The organism is Streptomyces sp. NPDC098789, assembly GCF_044759975.1.
Taxonomy (GTDB): Bacteria; Actinomycetota; Actinomycetes; order Streptomycetales; family Streptomycetaceae; genus Streptomyces.
Window position 1 is genome coordinate 141096 of the sequence record NZ_JBIWAJ010000002.1, and the last position, 18919, is coordinate 160014.

General features: G+C 73.6%; 18 protein-coding genes and 1 tRNA gene. 16 read left to right on the plus strand and 3 right to left on the minus strand.

Going from position 1 to position 18919, the window contains the following annotated elements; translation table 11 throughout:
• Positions 1-31 precede the first annotated feature (31 nt).
• Positions 32-712 (plus strand): YidC/Oxa1 family membrane protein insertase, encoded by a 681-nt coding sequence (locus ACIQWR_RS04910; protein ID WP_404005176.1) that lies wholly within the window; start codon positions 32-34, stop codon positions 710-712.
• A gap of 122 nt (positions 713-834) precedes the next feature.
• Positions 835-1692, plus strand: a complete 858-nt coding sequence (locus ACIQWR_RS04915) for a fumarylacetoacetate hydrolase family protein (RefSeq protein WP_404005177.1) — start codon at positions 835-837, stop codon at positions 1690-1692.
• A gap of 111 nt (positions 1693-1803) precedes the next feature.
• Here the strand turns inward: ACIQWR_RS04915 and ACIQWR_RS04920 are convergent, their stop codons facing one another.
• Together ACIQWR_RS04920 and ACIQWR_RS04925 are read right to left on the minus strand one after the other, a co-directional pair.
• Complete coding sequence (locus tag ACIQWR_RS04920; protein WP_404005178.1) at positions 1804-2829, minus strand: ALF repeat-containing protein; 1026 nt, start codon at positions 2827-2829, stop codon at positions 1804-1806.
• 82 nt (positions 2830-2911) lie between these two features.
• Positions 2912-4069, minus strand: a complete 1158-nt coding sequence (locus ACIQWR_RS04925; protein ID WP_404005179.1) for a Gfo/Idh/MocA family oxidoreductase — start codon at positions 4067-4069, stop codon at positions 2912-2914.
• A 56-nt stretch (positions 4070-4125) separates the two neighbouring features.
• On the opposite strand from ACIQWR_RS04925, the gene ACIQWR_RS04930 reads away from it, so the two are divergent.
• The 13 genes from ACIQWR_RS04930 to ACIQWR_RS04990 all read left to right on the plus strand — a co-directional run bounded on the left by ACIQWR_RS04930 (position 4126) and on the right by ACIQWR_RS04990 (position 17100).
• Positions 4126-5337, plus strand: coding sequence for an ROK family protein (locus ACIQWR_RS04930; protein WP_404005180.1), 1212 nt, complete (start codon positions 4126-4128; stop codon positions 5335-5337).
• A 143-nt stretch (positions 5338-5480) separates the two neighbouring features.
• Positions 5481-6317, plus strand: coding sequence for a hypothetical protein (locus tag ACIQWR_RS04935; RefSeq protein ID WP_404005182.1), 837 nt, complete (start codon positions 5481-5483; stop codon positions 6315-6317).
• 42 nt (positions 6318-6359) lie between these two features.
• Positions 6360-7118 carry a GntR family transcriptional regulator gene (locus tag ACIQWR_RS04940; protein ID WP_404005183.1) on the plus strand — a complete coding sequence of 253 codons (759 nt, stop codon included), beginning with the start codon at positions 6360-6362 and terminating at the stop codon, positions 7116-7118.
• Between the two features lie 148 nt (positions 7119-7266).
• Positions 7267-8388: a TIGR03364 family FAD-dependent oxidoreductase gene (locus ACIQWR_RS04945; RefSeq protein ID WP_404005185.1), complete on the plus strand. Its 1122-nt coding sequence runs from the start codon at positions 7267-7269 to the stop codon at positions 8386-8388.
• 5 nt (positions 8389-8393) lie between these two features.
• On the plus strand, positions 8394-9140 hold the full coding sequence (locus ACIQWR_RS04950) for a phosphonatase-like hydrolase (protein WP_404005186.1): 747 nt from the start codon (positions 8394-8396) through the stop codon (positions 9138-9140).
• Positions 9137-10186 (plus strand): ABC transporter ATP-binding protein, encoded by a 1050-nt coding sequence (locus ACIQWR_RS04955; RefSeq protein ID WP_404005187.1) that lies wholly within the window; start codon positions 9137-9139, stop codon positions 10184-10186. The genes ACIQWR_RS04950 and ACIQWR_RS04955 overlap by 4 nt, the downstream gene beginning before the upstream one ends.
• Positions 10179-11117, plus strand: coding sequence for a 2-aminoethylphosphonate ABC transporter permease subunit (locus tag ACIQWR_RS04960; protein ID WP_404005188.1), 939 nt, complete (start codon positions 10179-10181; stop codon positions 11115-11117). Before ACIQWR_RS04955 ends, ACIQWR_RS04960 begins: the two co-directional genes overlap by 8 nt.
• Positions 11104-11901, plus strand: a complete 798-nt coding sequence (locus tag ACIQWR_RS04965) for an ABC transporter permease (RefSeq protein ID WP_404005190.1) — start codon at positions 11104-11106, stop codon at positions 11899-11901. Before ACIQWR_RS04960 ends, ACIQWR_RS04965 begins: the two co-directional genes overlap by 14 nt.
• A gap of 49 nt (positions 11902-11950) precedes the next feature.
• Positions 11951-13021 (plus strand): 2-aminoethylphosphonate ABC transporter substrate-binding protein, encoded by a 1071-nt coding sequence (locus ACIQWR_RS04970; RefSeq protein WP_404005759.1) that lies wholly within the window; start codon positions 11951-11953, stop codon positions 13019-13021.
• Between the two features lie 149 nt (positions 13022-13170).
• Positions 13171-14700, plus strand: a complete 1530-nt coding sequence (locus ACIQWR_RS04975; RefSeq protein WP_404005191.1) for an alkaline phosphatase family protein — start codon at positions 13171-13173, stop codon at positions 14698-14700.
• Positions 14701-14853: 153 nt separating this feature from the next.
• The gene (locus tag ACIQWR_RS04980; protein ID WP_404005192.1) at positions 14854-15633 is read left to right on the plus strand and encodes an HAD-IIA family hydrolase; all 780 of its coding nucleotides are present in this window, start codon (positions 14854-14856) and stop codon (positions 15631-15633) included.
• A gap of 110 nt (positions 15634-15743) precedes the next feature.
• Positions 15744-16349, plus strand: coding sequence for a hypothetical protein (locus ACIQWR_RS04985; RefSeq protein ID WP_404005194.1), 606 nt, complete (start codon positions 15744-15746; stop codon positions 16347-16349).
• A gap of 10 nt (positions 16350-16359) precedes the next feature.
• Positions 16360-17100 carry a class F sortase gene (locus tag ACIQWR_RS04990; protein WP_404005195.1) on the plus strand — a complete coding sequence of 247 codons (741 nt, stop codon included), beginning with the start codon at positions 16360-16362 and terminating at the stop codon, positions 17098-17100.
• Positions 17101-17280: 180 nt separating this feature from the next.
• Here the strand turns inward: ACIQWR_RS04990 and ACIQWR_RS04995 are convergent.
• Positions 17281-17354: transfer RNA gene (locus ACIQWR_RS04995), tRNA-Lys, on the minus strand.
• A gap of 213 nt (positions 17355-17567) precedes the next feature.
• Between ACIQWR_RS04995 and ACIQWR_RS05000 the strand changes: the two genes are divergently transcribed.
• Positions 17568-18914 (plus strand): peptidoglycan-binding protein, encoded by a 1347-nt coding sequence (locus tag ACIQWR_RS05000; protein WP_404005761.1) that lies wholly within the window; start codon positions 17568-17570, stop codon positions 18912-18914.
• The last annotated feature ends 5 nt before the right edge of the window (positions 18915-18919 follow it).

The window sequence follows — 18919 nt, forward strand, 5'->3', positions numbered from 1 at the left end:
GACGTCCGACGAGACCTTCCGGAGGGACCCCGTGTCCGTTCTCACCCCGCTCATCCATGCCCTCACCCAGGGCGTCGCGCAGCCCGTCGCCGCCCTCGCCCAGCTGCTGGAGCCGGTGGCGGCCCCGGCCGCGACCGCTGCCGCGATCGTCCTGTTCACCGTGCTGGTGCGGCTCGCCCTGCACCCGCTGAGCCGGGCGGCCTTCCGGGGCGCGACCCCGCGGGCCGGCTACCTGCCCGTCCTCGTGCAGCTGCCGGTGTTCTTCCTCATGTACCGGGCGTTCACGTCCGTGGACAGCGGGCTGCTGGGCGAGCGGCTCTTCGCCGCCCCGCTCGGGGCCCGGTGGGCCGACGCGCTGGGGGACGGCGGCCTGTTCGGGGCGCCGGGGCTGGTGTTCCTGGGCCTGTTCGCCGCCATCGCGGCCGTCGCCGCGTGGAGCGCCGTACGGGGGCGGCGGGCCGCGCGCTCGGGCAACGGCCCCGAGCTGCCCGACACGGTGCCCGCGGAGCAGCGGGAGATGCTGCGCAAGATGTCCGGCGTGCTGCCGCTGCTCTCCTTCGGCACGCTGATCACCGCGGCCGTGGTGCCGCTGGCCGCGGGCCTGTACCTGGTGGCCACGACCGCGTGGACGGTGGCGGAGCGGGTCTGGCTCCAGCACCGCAAGGACCGCGCGGGGCGGATCGCGCTCGGAGGCGCGCGTTCCAGTCTGTGAACAGGGTCTTGCGGATCGGTCGGACATCTTGGAGGATCGACCAATCCTCCGATGGCCGCAACCCATCGGCCGGCCCGGGGCGTGCCCACGGGCCGACCACCCACGACCACGGGAGAATGCCCATGAAGCTGCTGCGCGTCGGACCGGTGGGTGCTGAACGCCCCGCGCTGCTCGACCAGGACGGGACCCTGCGGGACCTGTCCGCCCTGATCACGGACGTGGACGGGGCGCTGCTCGCCGACGACTCCGTACTGTCCCGCGTCCGGGAAGCGGCGGAGTCCGGCGACCTTCCGGTGCTGGGCGCCGAGGGCCTGCGCGTCGGCGCGCCCGTCGGCCGGGTCGGCAAGATCGTGGGCATCGGGCTGAACTACCACGGTCACGCGGCGGAGGTCGGCGCCGACACCCCCGCGGAGCCGATCCTCTTCCTCAAGGCCCCGGACACGGTCGTCGGCCCCGACGACACCGTGCTGATCCCGCGCGGCAGCGTGAAGACCGACTGGGAAGCGGAGCTGGGCGTCGTCATCGGCAGCACGGCCCGCTACCTCGGTTCGGCCGCGGAGGGCCTCGCGCACGTCGGCGGCTACCTGCTCGTGAACGACGTGTCGGAGCGCGAGTTCCAGATCGAGCGCGGCGGCACCTGGGACAAGGGCAAGAACTGCGAGACCTTCACCCCGCTCGGCCCCTGGTTGGTCACCGCCGACGAGATCCCGGACCCGCAGGTCCTGGACGTGAGGCTGTGGGTCAACGGCGAGCTCAAGCAGGACGGCAACACCTCCGACCAGATCTTCCCGGTCGGCGAGGTCGTGCGGTACCTGAGCCAGTTCATGACCCTCCACCCGGGCGACGTCATCGTCACCGGCACCCCGGCCGGCGTGGCCATGGGGCAGCCGGAGCCGAAGCCGTTCCTGCGGGCCGGTGACGTCGTGGAGCTGGAGATCGACAAGCTCGGCCGCCAGCGCCAGGAGTTCAAGAGCGCCTGAGGCGCCTGAGGCGCCTCGGCTCCGGACGCGGGAGAGGGGCGGGGCCGCCGTGGTCGGCGGGCCCGCCCCCTCTCGTACCGAGGACGCGTACCGAGGACGCGAAGCGGAGCGTCAGCCGCGGGTCGCCGCGCCGCGCCGCCGCGCCGTCAGCACCAGGCCCGCGCCCGCCGCGAGGGCGAGGGCGCTGCCGCCGACGATCCACGGGGTCTCGGCGCCGCTGCCGGTGGACGCGAGCGGCCCCTTGCCGCCGGCCGGGGCCGCGGTGTTGCCGCCGGACCCGTTGTTCGGGGTGACGACGACCTTGCCGGCCTGGGCATCGTCCTTGGGGCGGGGCTTGTCCTTGCCGCCGGCCGGGTCCCCGCCCGTGCCGTTCCCGTCCTTCTTGTCCTTCTCGCGGGCGGTGAACTGCCCGGTCTTCAGGAATTCGGCACGGTCCTTCGCGCTGCCCTTGAGGGCGGCCTGCGCGGCCTTCTTCAGCTCGGGGCCCGGGTTCTTGCCGAGCATCGTCGAGATCAGGACGGCGTTGTCGTCGTCGCGCAGCTGGTGCTGCGTGGTCGTGACGAACGTGCGGATCTGGGCCGCGGTGCCGTTCGACAGGATCTTCTGGATGCCTTCGGTCAGGCCCGGACCGGCGCCCTGGAGCGCCGTCAGCAGCTCGACGCGGTCGTCCTCCAGCCGGGCCTCGTGCTGCCCGGTCTCCAGGAACGCGGTCAGCGCCGCCTGGGTGTCGACCTTCAGGGCCTTCTTGCCCTCGCGCTGCACGGCCTTGCCGCCGGCGTTGACGAGCTGCGAGACCCGCACCGTGTCGTCGGTGAGCTGCTGCCTGGCCAGCTCGACCGTCAGGAAGTGCCGCAGATCCGCGTCCGTGCCCTTGAGGGCCTTGGCCGCGGCCTCGCGCACGCCGGGCCCGCTCTTCGGGTCGGCCAGGATCTCCTCGATCGCGGCGCGGTCGGCCGCGGCCTGGTCCTTGCCGTCGACGGGCTTGGTGTCCGCGGGCGTCGACACGGTCGAGGCGGCCGACGCGGAGGTCGCCCCCGTCGCTGCCCCGGCGTCGGCGGCGAAGGCCGGAGAGGCGAACAGGACGGCAGGAGCCATCGCGGCCACGGTGACGGCCGTGGCGATCCGGGACAACTTCACTGGCAGTACCCACTCTTCGCAACTGTGATGATCATAGGATTCTCACAGCTTAAGGGGCCCGGCCCGATCGCTTGATCGATTTTCAGACGGAAGTCGCCCCGCGCGGGGAGACGTTCACCGCACGGCCCTCCTCGGACGAGCGCCGGGCCGCCTCCAGGACCTCCAGGCAGTCCGCGGCCTCGTGCGCGGTGACCGGAGCGGGGCCGCCGTCGCGCAGTGCGGCGGCCACCGCCGCGTAGTAGGCCGGGTAGTCGCCCGGCTCCGTCGGTACGGGCCGCCCGCCACCCGTCAGCGGGGACTCGCCGGAGCCGATCCGGCCCCGGCAGTGCTCGGGCTCCTCGCCCCACGGCAGGTCCACGCCCGGGCGCTTGCCCTCGCGCAGGGCGCCCTCCTGCGGGTCCAGGCCGTACTTGACGTAGCCCGCGGCGGAACCGAGCACCCGCATGCGCGGGCCGAGCTGGGCCGTGGTCGCGCTGACGTAGAGGTGGGAGCGGACGCCGTTCGCGTGGGTCAGCGCGATGAAGGTGTCGTCGTCCGCCCGGGCTCCGGGCCTGCGCACGTCCGTCTCCGCGTAGACGCGGACGGCCGGGCCGAACAGCACCAGGGCCTGGTCCACCACGTGGCTGCCCAGGTCGTACAGCAGGCCGCCGATCTCCTCCGGGGCGCCGGACTCGCGCCAGCCGCCCTTGAGCTGGGGGCGCCAGCGCTCGAAGCGGGACTCGAAGCGCTGGACCTCGCCGAGCTCGCCCTCCTCGATCAGGCGGCGCACGGTGAGGAAGTCGTTGTCCCAGCGGCGGTTCTGGAAGACGGACAGGAAGGTCCCGGTCCGGTCGGCCAGCGCGGCGAGTCCGCGGGCCTCCGCGGCGGTCGCGGCGAGCGGCTTGTCGACCACCACGGCCAGGCCCGCCTCCAGCGCGGTGGTCGCGAGCGGGACGTGGGTCCTGTTGGGGGAGGCGATCACCACGAGGTCCAGCTCCGCGGCCCGCTCGAACAGCGCGTCCGGCGACGGTACGACGTGTGCGTCCGGGAATTCCGCTTGCACCTGGGCCCGGCGGTCGGGGTCGGAGGTGACGACCGTGTCGAGGACGAGCCCCTCGGTCGCGGCCACGAGCGGGGCGTGGAAGACGGAGCCGGCGAGTCCGTAGCCGATCAGGCCGACGCGGAGCGGGGCGCCGGCGGGGGTGGCGGGGCCGGAGGGAGAGGTGGGGGAAGTGGGGGAAGTGGGGGAGGTGGTAGCCATGGAGTCCACTTTGGCAACACTGTTGCCTAAGTGCAAGGAGGGTGGACAATGGGCGGGTGATCAGAGGCAACGGTGGTGGTGGGGACGACGCGGTCGGCGGAGCGAATCTGGCCGGGCTGCGCGGGCACAATGCCGCGCTGGTCCTGGGCCTGTTGCGCGCGGCGGGGCTGCGCGGCGAGGCCGGGGCGGGCCGCGGCGAGCTGGCCGCCCGTACGGGACTGACCCCGCAGGCCGTCAGCAAGATCACGGCCCGGCTGGCGGCGGAGGGCCTGGTCGCCGAGGCGGGACGGGGCGCGTCCACCGGGGGCAAGCCGCGCACCCTGCTGCGGCTGGTCCCCGAGGCCCGGTACGCCGTGGGCGCCCACCTGGACCGCGACGAGCTGCGCGTGGTGCGGGTGGATCTGCTGGGGCGGGTGGTGGCCGAGTCGCGCCGCCCCCTGGACTTCGGGGCCGAGCCCGATGCGGTGGCGGCGGCGGTGGCGGAGGCGGTCCTACGGGCCTGCGCCGGCGGGTCGGCCACGGGCGGGTCGGCCACCGGCGGGTCGGCCACCGGCGGGCCGTCGGCCACGGGCGCGCCGTTGGGTGCCGGTGCCGGTGCCGGTGCCGGTGCCGGTGCCGGTGTCGGCGCAGGCGCGCCGTTGGGTGTGGGCGTGGCCGCGCCCGGGCCGTTGGACCACCGGACCGGGGTGCTGGGTCGGGTGACCGGTTTCCCGGGCTGGGAGGGCTATCCGCTGCGGGCGGCGCTGGCCGAGCGCCTCGGGCTGCCGGTGGTGCTGGACAAGGACACCAACGCGGGCGCGGCCGGCACCGGCACCGGGCCGGGGTCCGGCAGCTCCGTGTACCTGCACGTGGGCACCGGACTGGGCGCGGGGCTGCGCCTCGGGGGCGAGGTGTACCGGGGCAGCCGCTCGGGCGCGGGGGAGTTCGGGCACCAGGTGCTGCTGCTGGACGGGCCGCCGTGCCGGTGCGGGGCGCGCGGCTGCGCCGAGGTGCTGTGCCTGGAGGCGGTGGCGCGGGGCGACCTCGACCGGGCCGCGCGGGTGCTGGGGGAGGCGGCGGCGAACCTGGTGGCGCTGCTGGACGTGGACCGGGTGCTGCTGGGCGGGCGCGTGGTGGCGGCCGCGCCGGAGGTGTTCGTCGAGGGGGTCCGTACGGTACTGGCGGCCCGCGCCCTCGGCGGCGGACCGGTGCGGGTGGAGCGGGCTCCGGGCGGAGTGGCCGAGGGTGCGGCGGAACTGGTCCTGGCCCCCCTCTTCGGCGGCGCTTGACCCCCTGCGCCAATCGGGCGTAAACCGGTCCGACCGGGGCGCGGCGACAGCAGGGGGGTGGGGAGGGCGTGGCAGGGTGCGGCCAAGGCGGGGTGATTGTCGCTTCGTCAGATCATCGTCCGGCGAGCCAGCGAAGGCCCACCATGCGACTGCGCAAAGCCCTTGCCCTCTCCGCGGTCCTCGTCGTCGTATCGGGGCCGGTCGCCCTTCCCGCGGCCGCCGCGCCCGCGCCCCCCGGTGGCGGCGGCGCCCGCCCCGCGCCCGCGCTTCCCTCGCGGGCCAAGGCCAGCTGCGGGGACGGCAAGAACGCGGCCTTCCCCATCGGGGCCCGGATCCGCGGCGGACCGAGCGTGTACCGCATTGGCGCCGGACCGCAGACCTGGTACCTGGACCTGACCAACACCACCGCCACCGAGTGCACCGCCATCCACCCCGTGGTCGTCTTCACCGACAAGGCGCGCACCCTGCGCCCCGCCCACCTGCGGATGGAGTTCGAGGCGCGGGGCGCCACCTTCCCCGTCAGCCTGGAGAGCACCGACCGGGACGAGGTCATCGCCGTGTTCGACGGCGGGGAGGCCTTCCCCGGCTTCACCGTCGGTCCCGGCGGCTCGGCCACCGTCAAGGTGCAGCTGGCCTTCGCCGCCACGGCACCCGCCGGCGAGGTGGTCGCCGACGCGGCCCTCGTCCAGCGCAAGGGCGACGACGGCGGCTGGGTCGGCGACACCGGCGGCTACCGGTTCTCGGTCGAGGGCCCGCAGGAGCCGGTCGAGGCGGAGGCCGGGGCCGAGGCGGAGGCCGGGGCCGAGGCGGAGCCCGGAACGCGGTCCGGGGCCGACGCCCTCGCCGAGACCGGCGCCCCCGACACCACCGCCCGCGCCCAGGACCTGGCCACCCGGGGAGCGCTGGGCGCCCTCGCGGCGGGCGGGGGCCTCCTGCTGGCCGCCCGGCGCTTGCGCAGGGAGCCGAGCACCGGGTCGTAGGCCCCGCGCCCAGCCCCCGCACCGCCCCCGTACAGTCCCAGAGTGGAACCGACCCAGCACCGCCCCGGCTCGCCGGTCCGATCCGGCATTCCCGAGCACGGGCGCATTCCCAAGTACTACGCCGTCAAGGCCCGCCTCGCCGAGCTCGTCGAGGAGCTCGGCGAGGGCGGGACGCTGCCCACCGAACGGGACCTCGCCGAGCGCTACGAGGTGTCCCGCGAGACCGTCCGCCAGGCCCTGCGCGAGCTGCTCCTCGAAGGCAGGCTGCGCCGGTCCGGGCGCGGCACGGTCGTCGCCGGGCCGAAGCTGGAGCAGCCGCTGTCCCTGGCCAGTTACACCGAGGGGGTCCGCCGCCAGGGGCGCCGCCCCGGTCGCAACCTCATCGGCCTGGAGCAGTTCCCCTGCCCGCCCGACCTCGCGCCCGGCATCGGCGCCGAGGCCGGCGAGCCCGTCTGGCACCTGGAGCGGGTGCTGCTGGCCGACGACGAGCGGGTGGGGCTGGAGAGCACCTACGTCCGGGTGGCCCGCGCGCCCCGACTGGACAGCGAATTCCCGCCGGATTCCTCTTTCTACGGATACCTCCGGGAGCGGCTCGGCATCGCCTTCGGTGACGCCGACGAGAAGCTGGAGACGGTCCTGGCCACCCCGCGCGAGGCGCTGCTCATCGGGACGCCGCCCGCGCTGCCGATGCTGCTGATCCACCGGTTCTCGCGCGATCAGGACGGGCGGCCCCTGGAGCGGGTGCGTTCGCTCTACCGTGGCGACCGGTTCAGCTTCACGACGCACCTGCGCCCCGAATAGTCGAGGGCGAGCCACCCGATAACCGGACCAAAGGGGCACCCATCGATCACGGAACGGTAACGGGTCTGGTCCAAGCGTCGAGGGCTGTTCACCGATCCGTCGCCTGATGGATCCTCCCGGTCCATGGGTCCCGGACACCGTGGGCCGGGTGAGAGTCATAGTCATCGGAGGCGGCGTGGTCGGCACCATGCACGCCTGGCAAGCAGTCGAACGCGGCCACGAGGTCGTCCAGATCGAGCGCGAGGCTGAGGCGCGCGGTGCCTCACTGCGCAATTTCGGCCAGATCTGGGTCAGCGGGCGGGCCGGCGGTGCGGAGCTGGACACGGCACTGCGGGCCCGCGAGCTCTGGGAGCGGATCGGGGAGCGGGTCCCCGGCCTGGGGTTCCGCGCCATCGGATCCCTCACCCCCGTCCGCAACGCCCGCGAGCACGCGGTCGCCGAAGCCGCCGTGGCCCGCGCGGACGCCGCTGCCCGCGGGTACGCGCTGCTCAGCGCTGCCGAAGCGCGTGCGATCAACCCGGCCCTGCGCGGCGCCTTCGAGGCGGCCCTGTGGTGCGAGCGGGACGCGGCCGTCGAGCCGCGCACCGCGCAGCTCCACCTGCGCGCGGCGCTGCGGGCCTCCGGCCGCTACACCTTCCTCCCCGGACGCGAGGTCCGCGAGGTCACCGGCCCCGGCGCCGTCCGCGACGACCACGGTGACGTCCACCGCGGCGACGTCGTCGTCCTGGCCACCGGAGCCTGGCTCTCCGGCCTGGTCCGCGAGTTGGCCCCGGAGCTGCCCGTGCGCCGGGTCCGGCTCCAGATGATGCAGACCGAGCCGCTCGGCGAGCCGCTGACGACCTCGGTCGCCGACGCCGACAGCTTCCGCTACTACCCGGCGTACCGGAGCGAGGCCCTCGACGAGCTCAACGCCGAGCAGGCGCAGGCGCCCGTGGCCGCCGCGCACAAGATGCAGCTGTTGATGGTCCAGCGGCGCGACGGCGGCCTCACCATCGGCGACACCCACGAGTACGAGCACCCCTTCGCGTTCGACACCCTCGAAGAGCCCTACGACCACCTCACCGGGGTCGTCGAGTCCTTCCTGGGCCGCCCGCTGCCGAAGATCAGGCACCGCTGGGCGGGCGTGTACGCGCAGTGCACCGACACCACCCGGGTCGTCCACCGCGAGCAGGTGCGGGACGGCGTGTGGCTGGTGACGGGACCCGGCGGCCGGGGCATGACCTGCTCGCCCGCCATAGCCGAGACCACCGCGAACGAACTGGGCTGGTAACCGACATGGCTGACAACACCACCACCAACACCACGACCACCAACACCACCACCTTCCGCCACGGCCTCGTCGTCCTCGACATGGCCGGCACCACCGTCGCCGACGGCGGCCTCGTCGAGCGGGCCTTCGAGCGCGCCGCCGAGCACCTCGGCGTCGAGCCCGGCTCCGCCGACCACGCCGAGAAGCTCCAGTACGTCCGCGACACCATGGGCGAGTCGAAGATCTCCGTCTTCCGCCACCTCTTCGGCTCGGAGGAGCTCGCCCGGCGCGCCAACGTCGCCTTCGAGGAGGCCTACGGCGCCCTGGTCGACGGCGGCCTCGTCGCCCCGCTCCCCGGTGCCCGCGAGACCATCGACACCCTCCGCGGTCAAGGTCGCACCGTCGTTCTGACCACCGGCTTCGCCCGCGTCACCCAGGACGCGATCCTCGCCGCCCTCGGCTGGCAGGACCTCGCCGACCTCACCCTGTGCCCGGCCGACGCGGGCGGGCGCGGGCGCCCGTACCCGGACATGGTGCTGGCCGCCTTCCTGCGCACGGGCGCGGTGGCCGACGTGCGCGAGGCGGTCGTCGTCGGCGACACGGCCTACGACATGCTCAGCGGCTGCCGGGCGGGTGCCGGGATCGTGGCCGGCGTGCTGACCGGGGCGCACGACCGCGCGGCCCTCACCGCGCACGGCGCGACCCACGTCCTCGGGTCCATCGCCGAACTCCCCGCCCTGCTCGGCCCCTTCGACCCGGAGCCCGCCGCGTGAGCGGCATCCGCTTCGACGCGGTCTCGGTCGCCTACGCGGGCACCACCGTCCTGGACTCGCTCGACCTGAGCGTCGAGCCCGGCGAGGTCATGGCGCTGCTCGGCCCCTCCGGTTCGGGCAAGACCACGGCGCTGCGGGCGGTCGCGGGTTTCGTACGTCCCCGCTCGGGCCGGGTGTTCATCGGGGACCGGGACGTCACGGCGCTCCCGCCGCACCGGCGCGGGATCGGCATGGTCGTCCAGCAGTACGCGCTCTTCCCGCACATGCGGGTCGAGGACAACGTCGCCTTCGGCCTCAAGGCGCAGAAGGCACCCAAGGCGCAGATCCCGGGGCGGGTCACCGAGGCCCTGGAGATGACGGGCATGGCGGCCTACGCCAAGCGCTACCCGCGCGAGCTGTCCGGCGGCCAGCAGCAGCGCGTGGCCATCGCCCGCGCGCTGGCGATCCGCCCCGGGGTGCTGCTGCTCGACGAGCCGCTCTCGGCGCTCGACGCGCAGCTGCGCTCCGGGATGCTCGCCGAGTTGGCCCGGCTGCACCGCGAACTGCCCGACGTGTCCATCCTGTACGTCACCCACGACCAGGTCGAGGCGCTCACCCTCGCCGACCGGATCGCGGTCATGGACCGGGCGCGGCTCCAGGACTGCGGCACCCCGCAGGAGCTGTACCGCGCCCCGCGCACCGAGTTCACCGCCTCCTTCGTCGGCAACGCCAACCTCCTCCCGGTGACCGTCGCCGACGGCGGTGCGCTCTTCGCCGGGCGGACCCTGGAGCTCGACCCGGGCCGGGCGGCCCCCGGCGCGAGCGCCACCCTGTGCGTGCGCCCGCACCTGCTGGCCCTGGGCGCGGGGCCCAACGCCCTGAGCGGCAGGATCACCGAGGTGCAGTGGCGGGGCTCGACGCACCGGCTGTACGTCGACGTGGACGGGCACCGGATCAAGGCGGACCTGCCGGAGCTGCGCGAGACCCCGGCCCTCGGCGACCACGTCACCCTGCACTTCGAACCCCGCGACGCGGTCCTGCTCTCGGCGGGAGTCTCCGATGGCTGAGGCCCCCGCCCCCGCACCCCCGGCCCCCGCCCCCGCACCCCCGTCGCTGTCGGCGTCGGCGTCGGTGCCCGCCGCGGGCCGCCGGGCGCGGCCCGCCGGAGCCGGCGCGCGGACCCCGCCCCGCTGGGTGTGGGCCCTGCCGCCCGTGGTCGTGCTCGCCCTGGTCTTCCTCTACCCCCTCGCGCTGGTCGTCCAGCAGTCCTTCACCCCCGACACGGGCGACGGCGCCTTCGACGCCTACGGGAAGGTCTTCGCCTCCACCGCCTTCCGCGAGGCCCTCGGCACCACCGTCTGGCTGGCCGTCGGCGCCACCGTCGGCTGTCTGGTCCTCGGCTTCGCGCTCGCCCTGGTCATCGCCTTCGTGCCCTTCCCCGGGGCGAAGGCCGTCGCCCGCTTCGTCGACGTCTTCCTCTCCTTCCCCTCCTTCCTCATCACCCTCGCGCTGCTCTTCCTCTACGGCAGCGTGGGCGTGGCCAACGGGGTCTGGACGGACGTCACCGGCGCGGCGGAGGGGCCCTTCCACTTCCTCACCACCCCCTGGGGCGTCCTCCTCGCGGAGATCACCTACTTCACGCCCTTCGTGATGCGTCCGCTGCTCGCCGCCTTCTCGCAACTGGACACCGCACAGGTGGAGGTGGCCTCCTCGCTCGGCGCGAAGCCCGGCCGGATCGTCCGGCGGGTGATCCTCCCCGAGGCCCTGCCCGCGCTCGGGGCGGGCGGCAGCCTGGTGCTGGTCATGTGCCTCAACGAATTCGGGATCGTGCTGTTCACCGGGGCCAAGGGCGTCACCACGCTGCCGATGCTGATCTACGGCAAGGCCATCCTCGAATCCGACTACCCGGCCGCCTGCGTGGTCGCCGTCGTCAACATCGCGATCTCCGTCGGCCTCTACGGCCTCTACCGGGTGGTGAGCAAGCGTGCTGGTGCATAGCAAGTCCGGCCGCTGGGCCGCCTGGGCCGGTTTCGCCGTCCTCTTCCTGCCGCTCTTCGCCCTGCCCCTGCTCGTGGTGGTGGCGGCCTCCTTCGCGACCCACTGGTCCGGGGCCTTCCCCTCCGGCCCGACCACCGGGAACTACGCGGCCGCGGTCCGCGGGGAATCCCTCCAGGCCCTCACCACCAGCCTGGTCACCGCCCTGGTCGCCAGCCTGCTCGCGCTCACCGTCGGCACCTGGGCGGCGCTGGCCGCCGCCGGGCTGAAGAAGCGCGGGAAGCGCCTGCTGGACGCCCTGTTCGTGCTGCCGGTCGCCGTGCCGTCCGTGGTCGTGGGCCTCGCCGTGCTCGTGGCCTTCAGCCGCCCGCCGGTCCTGCTCAACGGCACGAGCGGCATCGTCATCCTGGCGCACACCGTTCTTGTCACGGCGTTCGCCCACCAGTCGGTCTCGGCCGCGATCGTACGTCTGGATCCGGCCTACGAGCAGGCGGCGGCCAGCCTCGGCGCCCGCCCCTCGTACGTGCTGTGGCGGGTCAGGCTGCCCCTGTTGCTGCCCTCGCTCACCGCGGCCGCCGGACTCTGCTTCGCCCTGTCCATGGGCGAGTTGAGCGCCACGATGATGCTCTACCCGCCGGACTGGGTGCCCCTGCCCGTCCGGATCTTCACCGCCACCGACCGCGGCTCGCTCTTCGGCGGTTCCGCCGTCGCCGTGGTGCTGATGGCCGCCACCCTGCTGGTGCTGCTGGCCGTCGGCCGCGTCCGCACCAGAGCCTCCTACCGCTGAGCGGTATCCCTCCCGAACCCGAAGGAACCCCATGTCCCGCGTGTCCCGCATGCCCCACAGCCTGCTGCGCCCGCTCGTCGCCCTGACCGGCTGCCTCGCCGTCGGCGCCACCCTCACCGCCTGCGGCGGCTCCTCCGCCGCCGACTCCGGGGGCGCCGAGAAGGTCGTCACCGTCTACAGCGCCGACGGGCTCAAGGGGGAGAAGGGCGACGGCTGGTACGACAAGGTCTTCGCCGACTTCACCAAGAAGACCGGCATCACCGTGAAGTACGTCGAGGGCGGCTCCGGCGAGATGGTGCAGCGCGCCGTCCGCGAGAAGTCCAACACGCAGGCCGACGTCCTGGTCACGCTGCCGCCGTTCATCCAGCAGGCCGACGGCAAGGGGCTGCTCCAGTCGTACAAGCCCCAGGGTTCGGACCAGGTCAACGGCGCGAACAAGGCCGCCGACGGCAAGTGGACCTCGGTCGTCAACAACTACTTCGGCTTCGTCTACAACAAGAAGGAGCTGCCCGAGGCCCCCACGACCTGGGAGCAGCTGCTGGACGCCAAGTACAAGGGCAAGCTCCAGTACTCCACCCCCGGCGTCGCGGGCGACGGCACCGCCGTGCTCATCAAGTCGATGCACGACTTCGGCGGCAAGGAGCCGGCGTTGGAGTACCTGAAGAAGCTCCAGGCCAACAACGTCGGCCCGTCCTCCTCCACCAGCAAGCTCGCGCCGAAGACCGACAAGGGCGAGATCCTCGTCGCCAACGGCGACGTCCAGATGAACTTCGCCCAGTCCAAGTCCATGCCGAACCTGGGCATCTGGTTCCCGGCCAAGGACGGCGGCAAGCCCACCACCTTCGCACTGCCCTACGCGGCGGGCCTGATGGCCAAGGCCCCGCACACCGAGAACGGCAAGAAGCTCCTCGACTACCTGCTCACCGAGGACGCCCAGAAGCTGGTCAGCGAGGTCGGCGGCGGCTTCCCGGCCCGCGCCGACGTCAAGCCCACCGATGCCAACGCGGTCGAACTGACCAAGGTCATGACCGGGGTCGAGGTCTTCGAGCCGGACTGGGCCGACATCGACAAGAACCTGTCCGCGTACGTGGACGCGTGGAAGTCGGCCACTGGCAGCTGACCGGAAGCCGGTCGGTCACCCGCCCGTCACCCGCTCCCTGAAGAGTGACGTTTGCATAACGGGTCTGGTCCAGCGCGATGGACCGGACCCGCGCAGGAACCCGCACCAACCCCCGGTCCCACCCCTTCGCTTACTCCCTGGAGGAGTACGTGTCCCCTGTCCTGCCCGGACGCGCCCTCGCCGTGGCGGCCACCGCCGCGGCCCTGATCGCCGCCGCAGCCCAGACCGCGCCGGCCGCCCCCGCCGCGGCCGCAGCCCCGGCCGCCGCCGTCAACAAGGTCCTGGTCATCGGGATCGACGGCACCGTCCTCGACCGCGTCAAGGTCGCCGACGCCCCGAACCTCAACGGCCTGATGGCACAGGGCCTCACCGCGCGCAGCACCCTGTACGCGAACCCGATGGCCGCGACCTCCTCCGGCCCCGGCTGGTCCACCATCGCCACGGGCGTCTGGCCCGACAAGCACGGCGTGAAGGACAACTCCTTCACAGGCAAGAACTACACCGCGTACCCGGACTTCCTCACCCGCATCGAGAACGCCAAGCCGGCGCTCCACACCTACGCGGCGGCCGACTGGGAGCCCATCGCCTCCACCGACCAGAACGGCCCGATCTTCTCGCCCGCGGTGGACAAGCGCCTCTCCCTCAAGGGCGACCGCGACGGCTACGGCAGCGAGGACCCGAAGATCGCCGCCGCGGCCTCGGCCGAACTGCGCGACCAGAACCCGGACGCCGCCTTCGTCTACTTCGGCGAGATCGACCACGCCGGCCACAGCTCCGGCGCCGCCAGCCAGGAGTACCTGAACACCATCGGCCGCGTGGACAAGCTCGTCGGCCAGCTCCTCACCGCCGTCGCGGCCCGCCCGACGTACGCCCAGGAGAACTGGAAGGTCCTGGTCACCACCGACCACGGGCACACCGACGCCGGTGGCCACGGCGGCTCGACGATCCAGGAGCGCGGCACCTTCGTCATCGCCAAGGGGGCGGGCATCGCCGCCGGTTCGGTCCGTGGCGACGTACGCCTCGTCGACGTCGCGGCCACCGCGCTCCAGCAGGTCGGCGTCCCCACCACCGGATTGGACGGAGTACCGCTGGACGCCCCGGACAGCGACCCCTTCGACACCCTGCGCCCCGCGCTCCAGGCCCGGGTCGACGAGACGGGCATCCCGGCGGGGGTGAAGGGCTTCACGCACACCCCGCCCGCGGGCTGGAGCGTCGACAACTCCAAGATGGGCACGGGCGGTGTCACCGAATGGGCCGGATGGGCCTTCGCCACCGACGAGTTCTGGAGCCAGTCCCAGCGCGACCAGTGGCGCGAGCTGAACGTCCGCTCCCGTGACGTCTTCGCCGTCGCCGACTCCGACGAGTGGGACGACAAGAGCCACACCGGCACCTTCGACTCCACCCTGGTCACCCCCAAGTGGCCGGTGACCGGCGGCGCGACGAAGACCCTCGCCTTCCAGACGCACTACCGCCACGAGGCCGGCCAGAGCGCCCAGGTCCTCGTCTCCTACAACGGCGCCGCCCCCTCGGTCGTCAAGAACTACACCGCCGACGCCGTCGCCAAGGGCGAGGCCATCACCCTCCAGGTCCCGGCGGGAGCCACCGACGTCCAGGTCCGCTTCCGCTACAGCGGCAACAACAACTGGTACTGGACCGTCGACAACGTGACCCTCGGCTGACCTTCGGCTGAGCCTCGGCCCCGTTCTCGCAGGTGACCGGGTCGTGGACGCCCCACGCGTCCGCGGCCCGGTCCGCGTAGGGTGGTAGAGACCACATAGAGCGGTCAGCGGACCGGCCGGAATCCCGGGCCACCGAGAGCGGAGAACAGTCCAGTGGCAGAGCGCAAGCCGATCGAATCCTGGCTCACCGACATGGACGGGGTCCTCATCCACGAGGGCATTCCGATCCCGGGCGCCGATGCCTTCATCAAGCGGCTGCGCGACTCGGGCAAGCCCTTCCTGGTGCTGACCAACAACTCCATCTACACCCCGCGCGACCTCCAGGCCCGCCTCCAGCGGATGGGCCTCGACGTCCCCGTCGAGAACATCTGGACCTCGGCGCTGGCCACCGCGAAGTTCCTCGACGACCAGCGCCCCGGCGGCACGGCGTACGTCATCGGCGAGGCCGGACTCACCACGGCCCTGCACGACATCGGCTACATCCTGACCGACCACGAGCCCGACTACGTGGTGCTGGGCGAGACCCGCACCTACAGCTTCGAGGCCATGACCAAGGCCGTCCGCCTGATCAACGCGGGTGCCCGCTTCATCTGCACCAACCCGGACGAGACCGGCCCCTCCGCCGAGGGCCCGCTGCCCGCCACGGGCGCCGTCGCCGCGCTGATCACCAAGGCCACCGGCAAGAAGCCGTACTTCGCCGGCAAGCCGAACCCGCTGATGATGCGCACCGGCCTCAACGCCATCGGCGCGCACTCCGAGACCAGCGCGATGATCGGCGACCGGATGGACACCGACGTCCTCGCCGGCCTCGAAGCGGGCATGCAGACCTTCCTCGTGCTGACCGGCCTGACCTCCGAAGCGGACACCGAGCAGTTCCCGTACCGCCCCACCAAGACCGTCCCCTCGATCGCGGACCTGGTCGACCTCATCTAAACCCCCCTTCGCCCGACCGTCGTACCTCTGACACGTACGGGCCAAGCGCGCGCCGCTCCGGATGCGGAGCGGCGCGCCGCACGTGAACCTCCTTGTTGAGGAGGTTCACCATGCGCAGTGATCTGATCGCTCTCCGTGTCGCCGGGGTGGCCGTCGCCCTGACGGCACTCTCCGCCGTGACCACCGTGGCAGCGCCCATCGCCCTCGCCAACGGGGACGACCGCGGCAGCGTCTCGGCCAATCCCGACCCGGCCCACCCGGGGGCGCAGGTCAAGCTGCGCGTCCGCGGCTGTGACAGCGACTCGGCGTCCGCCACGTCCTCGGCCTTCGCCTCCGAGGTCCGCCTCGGCCGGGGTCACGGCGGCGGCGAGCGGGAGTTGTGGGGCGACGCCCACATCCGCTCCGACGCCTGGTCCGGCCGGCACGAGATCCGCGTCCAGTGCGACCGGGACGGCAGGGTCAGCGGCTCCCTGGAAGTCGAACACCGGCCCTCGCACCACTCCACCCCGATCTGGCCGGTCCACGCAGGCGGTGGCGGGATGGCGGCCGAGCTGGCCGCCGCGCCCCCCGCGAACGCCACCACCGCCAAGAAGGACCACGGCGCGGACGGCCCCGGCCTGCCGCACACGGTGATCGGCGCGGTGCTGGCCGCCGCGGCGACCCTCGCCGTCGCTGGCCGCGCGCTGGCCCTGCGCCGCCGCCGCAGCGGGCAGTGAGGCCGCCGCGGTGAGCGCGGAGCCGAAGGCGTCGGGCAGCGGCCGGCTGCTGACCGCCGCCGCCTGGACCGTGCTGGTGCTGGGGCTGTGGCTGTGGGGCCGCGAGATCACCGGGGTGCCCGGGGGCCCGTACGCCCAGCCCGGGCTGATGGCCGCCCCCGGCCTGCCCGCCGCGCACGCCCCGCTCCCCGCGCCGGCCGCGGCCGGTCCGCCGCAGCGCGTGGACGTGCCCTCCATAGGCATCCAGGCCCCGGTGATGGTCCGGGGCCTGGACGCCGAGGGGGCGATCGAACCGCCGCCGTACGACAAGCCGGGCACGGTGGGCTGGTGGTCGGGCGGGGTCCAGCCGGGCGCCGCGGGCGCCGCGCTGCTGGTCGGCCACGTGGACACCGAGTCCAAGCCCGCCGTCTTCTACGGGCTCAGCTCGGCGCAGGCGGGCGGCAAGGTGCGGGTGCTGCGCACGGACGGGATGACCGCCGAGTTCACCATCGACGACATCCAGGTCTACGAGCGGGCCTCCTTCGACGCGCACAAGGCCTACGGGCCGAAGGTGCCGGGCCGGGCCGAGCTGCGGCTGGTGACCTGCGGGGGCTCCTACGACAAGGCGGCGAAGACGTACACGGCGAACGTGGTCGTGTCGGCGTACCTGACGGCCACGATGAAGGCGGCCGAGCCGTCCGAGCCGGCCGGATCGCCCGCGGCCGGATCGCCGTCGGTCGGCTCGCCCTCGTCCGCCGCGGCGGGCGGCTGACACGGGCCCGGCCGGGTGTCCGTCGCCCGGGCCGCGGCCGGGCCCGTCCTCGACCGCGCGGGCCCGCCCGGGCTGCGGGAGGAAGCCGGGGGACCGGTGCGGGAGGTCCGCCCGCCACTGTAGGGCCGCAGGGCACAGCGAAGAAGCCCCCCGCGTGAGCGAGGGGCTTCTTCGTGTCTGTGCGCCGCCAGGGACTCGAACCCCGGACCCGCTGATTAAGAGTCAGCTGCTCTAACCAACTGAGCTAGCGGCGCTTGTTCCGACAAAGAGAACTTTACCCCACACGGGACGGTGCTGGTGACAACACACGCCCGCATTGTCCGATTAGCCCACGTTTAGGGTGTTTATCGTGCACGATGTGTTCTGGCCGCGCCGTACCTGATGCCCCGCCAGATGCGCCCCCGGCCGCCCAGTGGACGAAACAGGGGAGTGGACGGAACCGCATGACGACGCAGCCTCCGACACCGATGCCGATGCCGCTCTTCACGGAGTACGACCCCGAGCGCGACTGCGCGTGCCCGGGCTGCGTACGGCGCCGCTCCCTGGCCCGCGCACGGGCCATACCGCTCCGGGACGGCGGGCACCCGGCCGCGCGCGGAGCCCGGCGCGCGCTGGTGCTGGCCACGGCCGCGGGCGTGGTGCTCGGCGGTGGTGGCGGCGCCGCGGTGGCGGTCGCCAACCCCGAACCGGTGCCGGGTCCGCTCGCGCCCGGCAGCCCGCAGGGCCCGCGGGCCCCGCTGCACGGCCCCGCCCCGGCGGCCCCGCCGCACGCACCGACGGTGCGGCGGCAGATCGACCGCGCGACGATCATCAACCGGGCGAAGCTGTGGCTGGACGCGCAGGTCCCGTACAGCATGTCCCTCTACTGGAGCGACGGCTACCGCCAGGACTGCTCCGGCTACGTCTCCATGGTCTGGAACCTCGGCACCAACGAATGGACCGGGAGCCTCGACAAGTTCGCCACCCGGATCACCAAGGACGAGCTCCTGCCGGGGGACATGCTGCTCTTCCACAACCCGGCCGACCCCAACCAGGGCTCGCACGTCACGCTCTTCGGCGGCTGGGTGGACGAGAGCCGCACGCACTACATCGCCTACGAGCAGACGCGCCCCTACACCCGGAAGCTGGCGACCCCCTACGGGTACTGGAACAACGCGACCAAGTACCTGCCCTACCGCTACAACGGGCTCACGGGGGCGACCGTTCCCGGGGCGCCCGCGGTGACGCCGGTGCCCCCGGCGACGCCCGTGACGGTGCCCGCCCCCAAGCCGGCCGTCGACGCGCCCTATCCGGGGGCGGAGAAGTTCGGGCCGGGCGCGAACAACGCGTACGTCACCCAGCTCGGCCGGATGCTCGGCGAGCGCGGCGGCGCACGGTTCTACCCGCAGGGGGCCGGCCCGCAGTGGACCGACTCCGACCGGCTGGCCACCGAAGCCTTCCAGCGGGCCCAGGGCTGGACGGGCGAGGAAGCGGACGGCCTGCCCGGCCCGCAGACCTGGAAACTCCTGGTCCAGAAGAAGGGCAAGGACATCCCGCCCGCGACGACCGGGGCGGCGGGCCCGCCGTCGCTACGGGTGCCGACGTATCCGGGGGCCGCCGCGCTGCGCCCCGGCGCGTTCGGGCCGGCGGTCACCGCGCTGGGGCGGCAACTGATGCGGAAGGGCTTCGGCAAGTACTACACGACCGGCCCGGGTCCCCGGTGGGGCGAGGCCGACCGCCGTGCCGTCGAGGCGTTCCAGCGCGCGCAGGGCTGGCGCGGCGCCTCGGCCGACGGCTACCCGGGCCCGGAAACCTGGCGCCGGCTGTTCGCATGACGGAG

Coding starts and splice junctions, on each gene's coding strand:
- ACIQWR_RS04915 (WP_404005177.1), top strand. CDS start 835: ATGAAGCTGCTGCGCGTCGGACCGGTGGGTGCTGAACGCCCCGCGCTG.
- ACIQWR_RS04925 (WP_404005179.1), bottom strand. CDS start 4,069: ATGGCTACCACCTCCCCCACTTCCCCCACTTCCCCCACCTCTCCCTCC.
- ACIQWR_RS04935 (WP_404005182.1), top strand. CDS start 5,481: ATGCGACTGCGCAAAGCCCTTGCCCTCTCCGCGGTCCTCGTCGTCGTA.
- ACIQWR_RS04950 (WP_404005186.1), top strand. CDS start 8,394: ATGGCTGACAACACCACCACCAACACCACGACCACCAACACCACCACC.
- ACIQWR_RS04960 (WP_404005188.1), top strand. CDS start 10,179: ATGGCTGAGGCCCCCGCCCCCGCACCCCCGGCCCCCGCCCCCGCACCC.
- ACIQWR_RS04970 (WP_404005759.1), top strand. CDS start 11,951: ATGCCCCACAGCCTGCTGCGCCCGCTCGTCGCCCTGACCGGCTGCCTC.
- ACIQWR_RS04985 (WP_404005194.1), top strand. CDS start 15,744: ATGCGCAGTGATCTGATCGCTCTCCGTGTCGCCGGGGTGGCCGTCGCC.
- ACIQWR_RS05000 (WP_404005761.1), top strand. CDS start 17,568: ATGCCGATGCCGCTCTTCACGGAGTACGACCCCGAGCGCGACTGCGCG.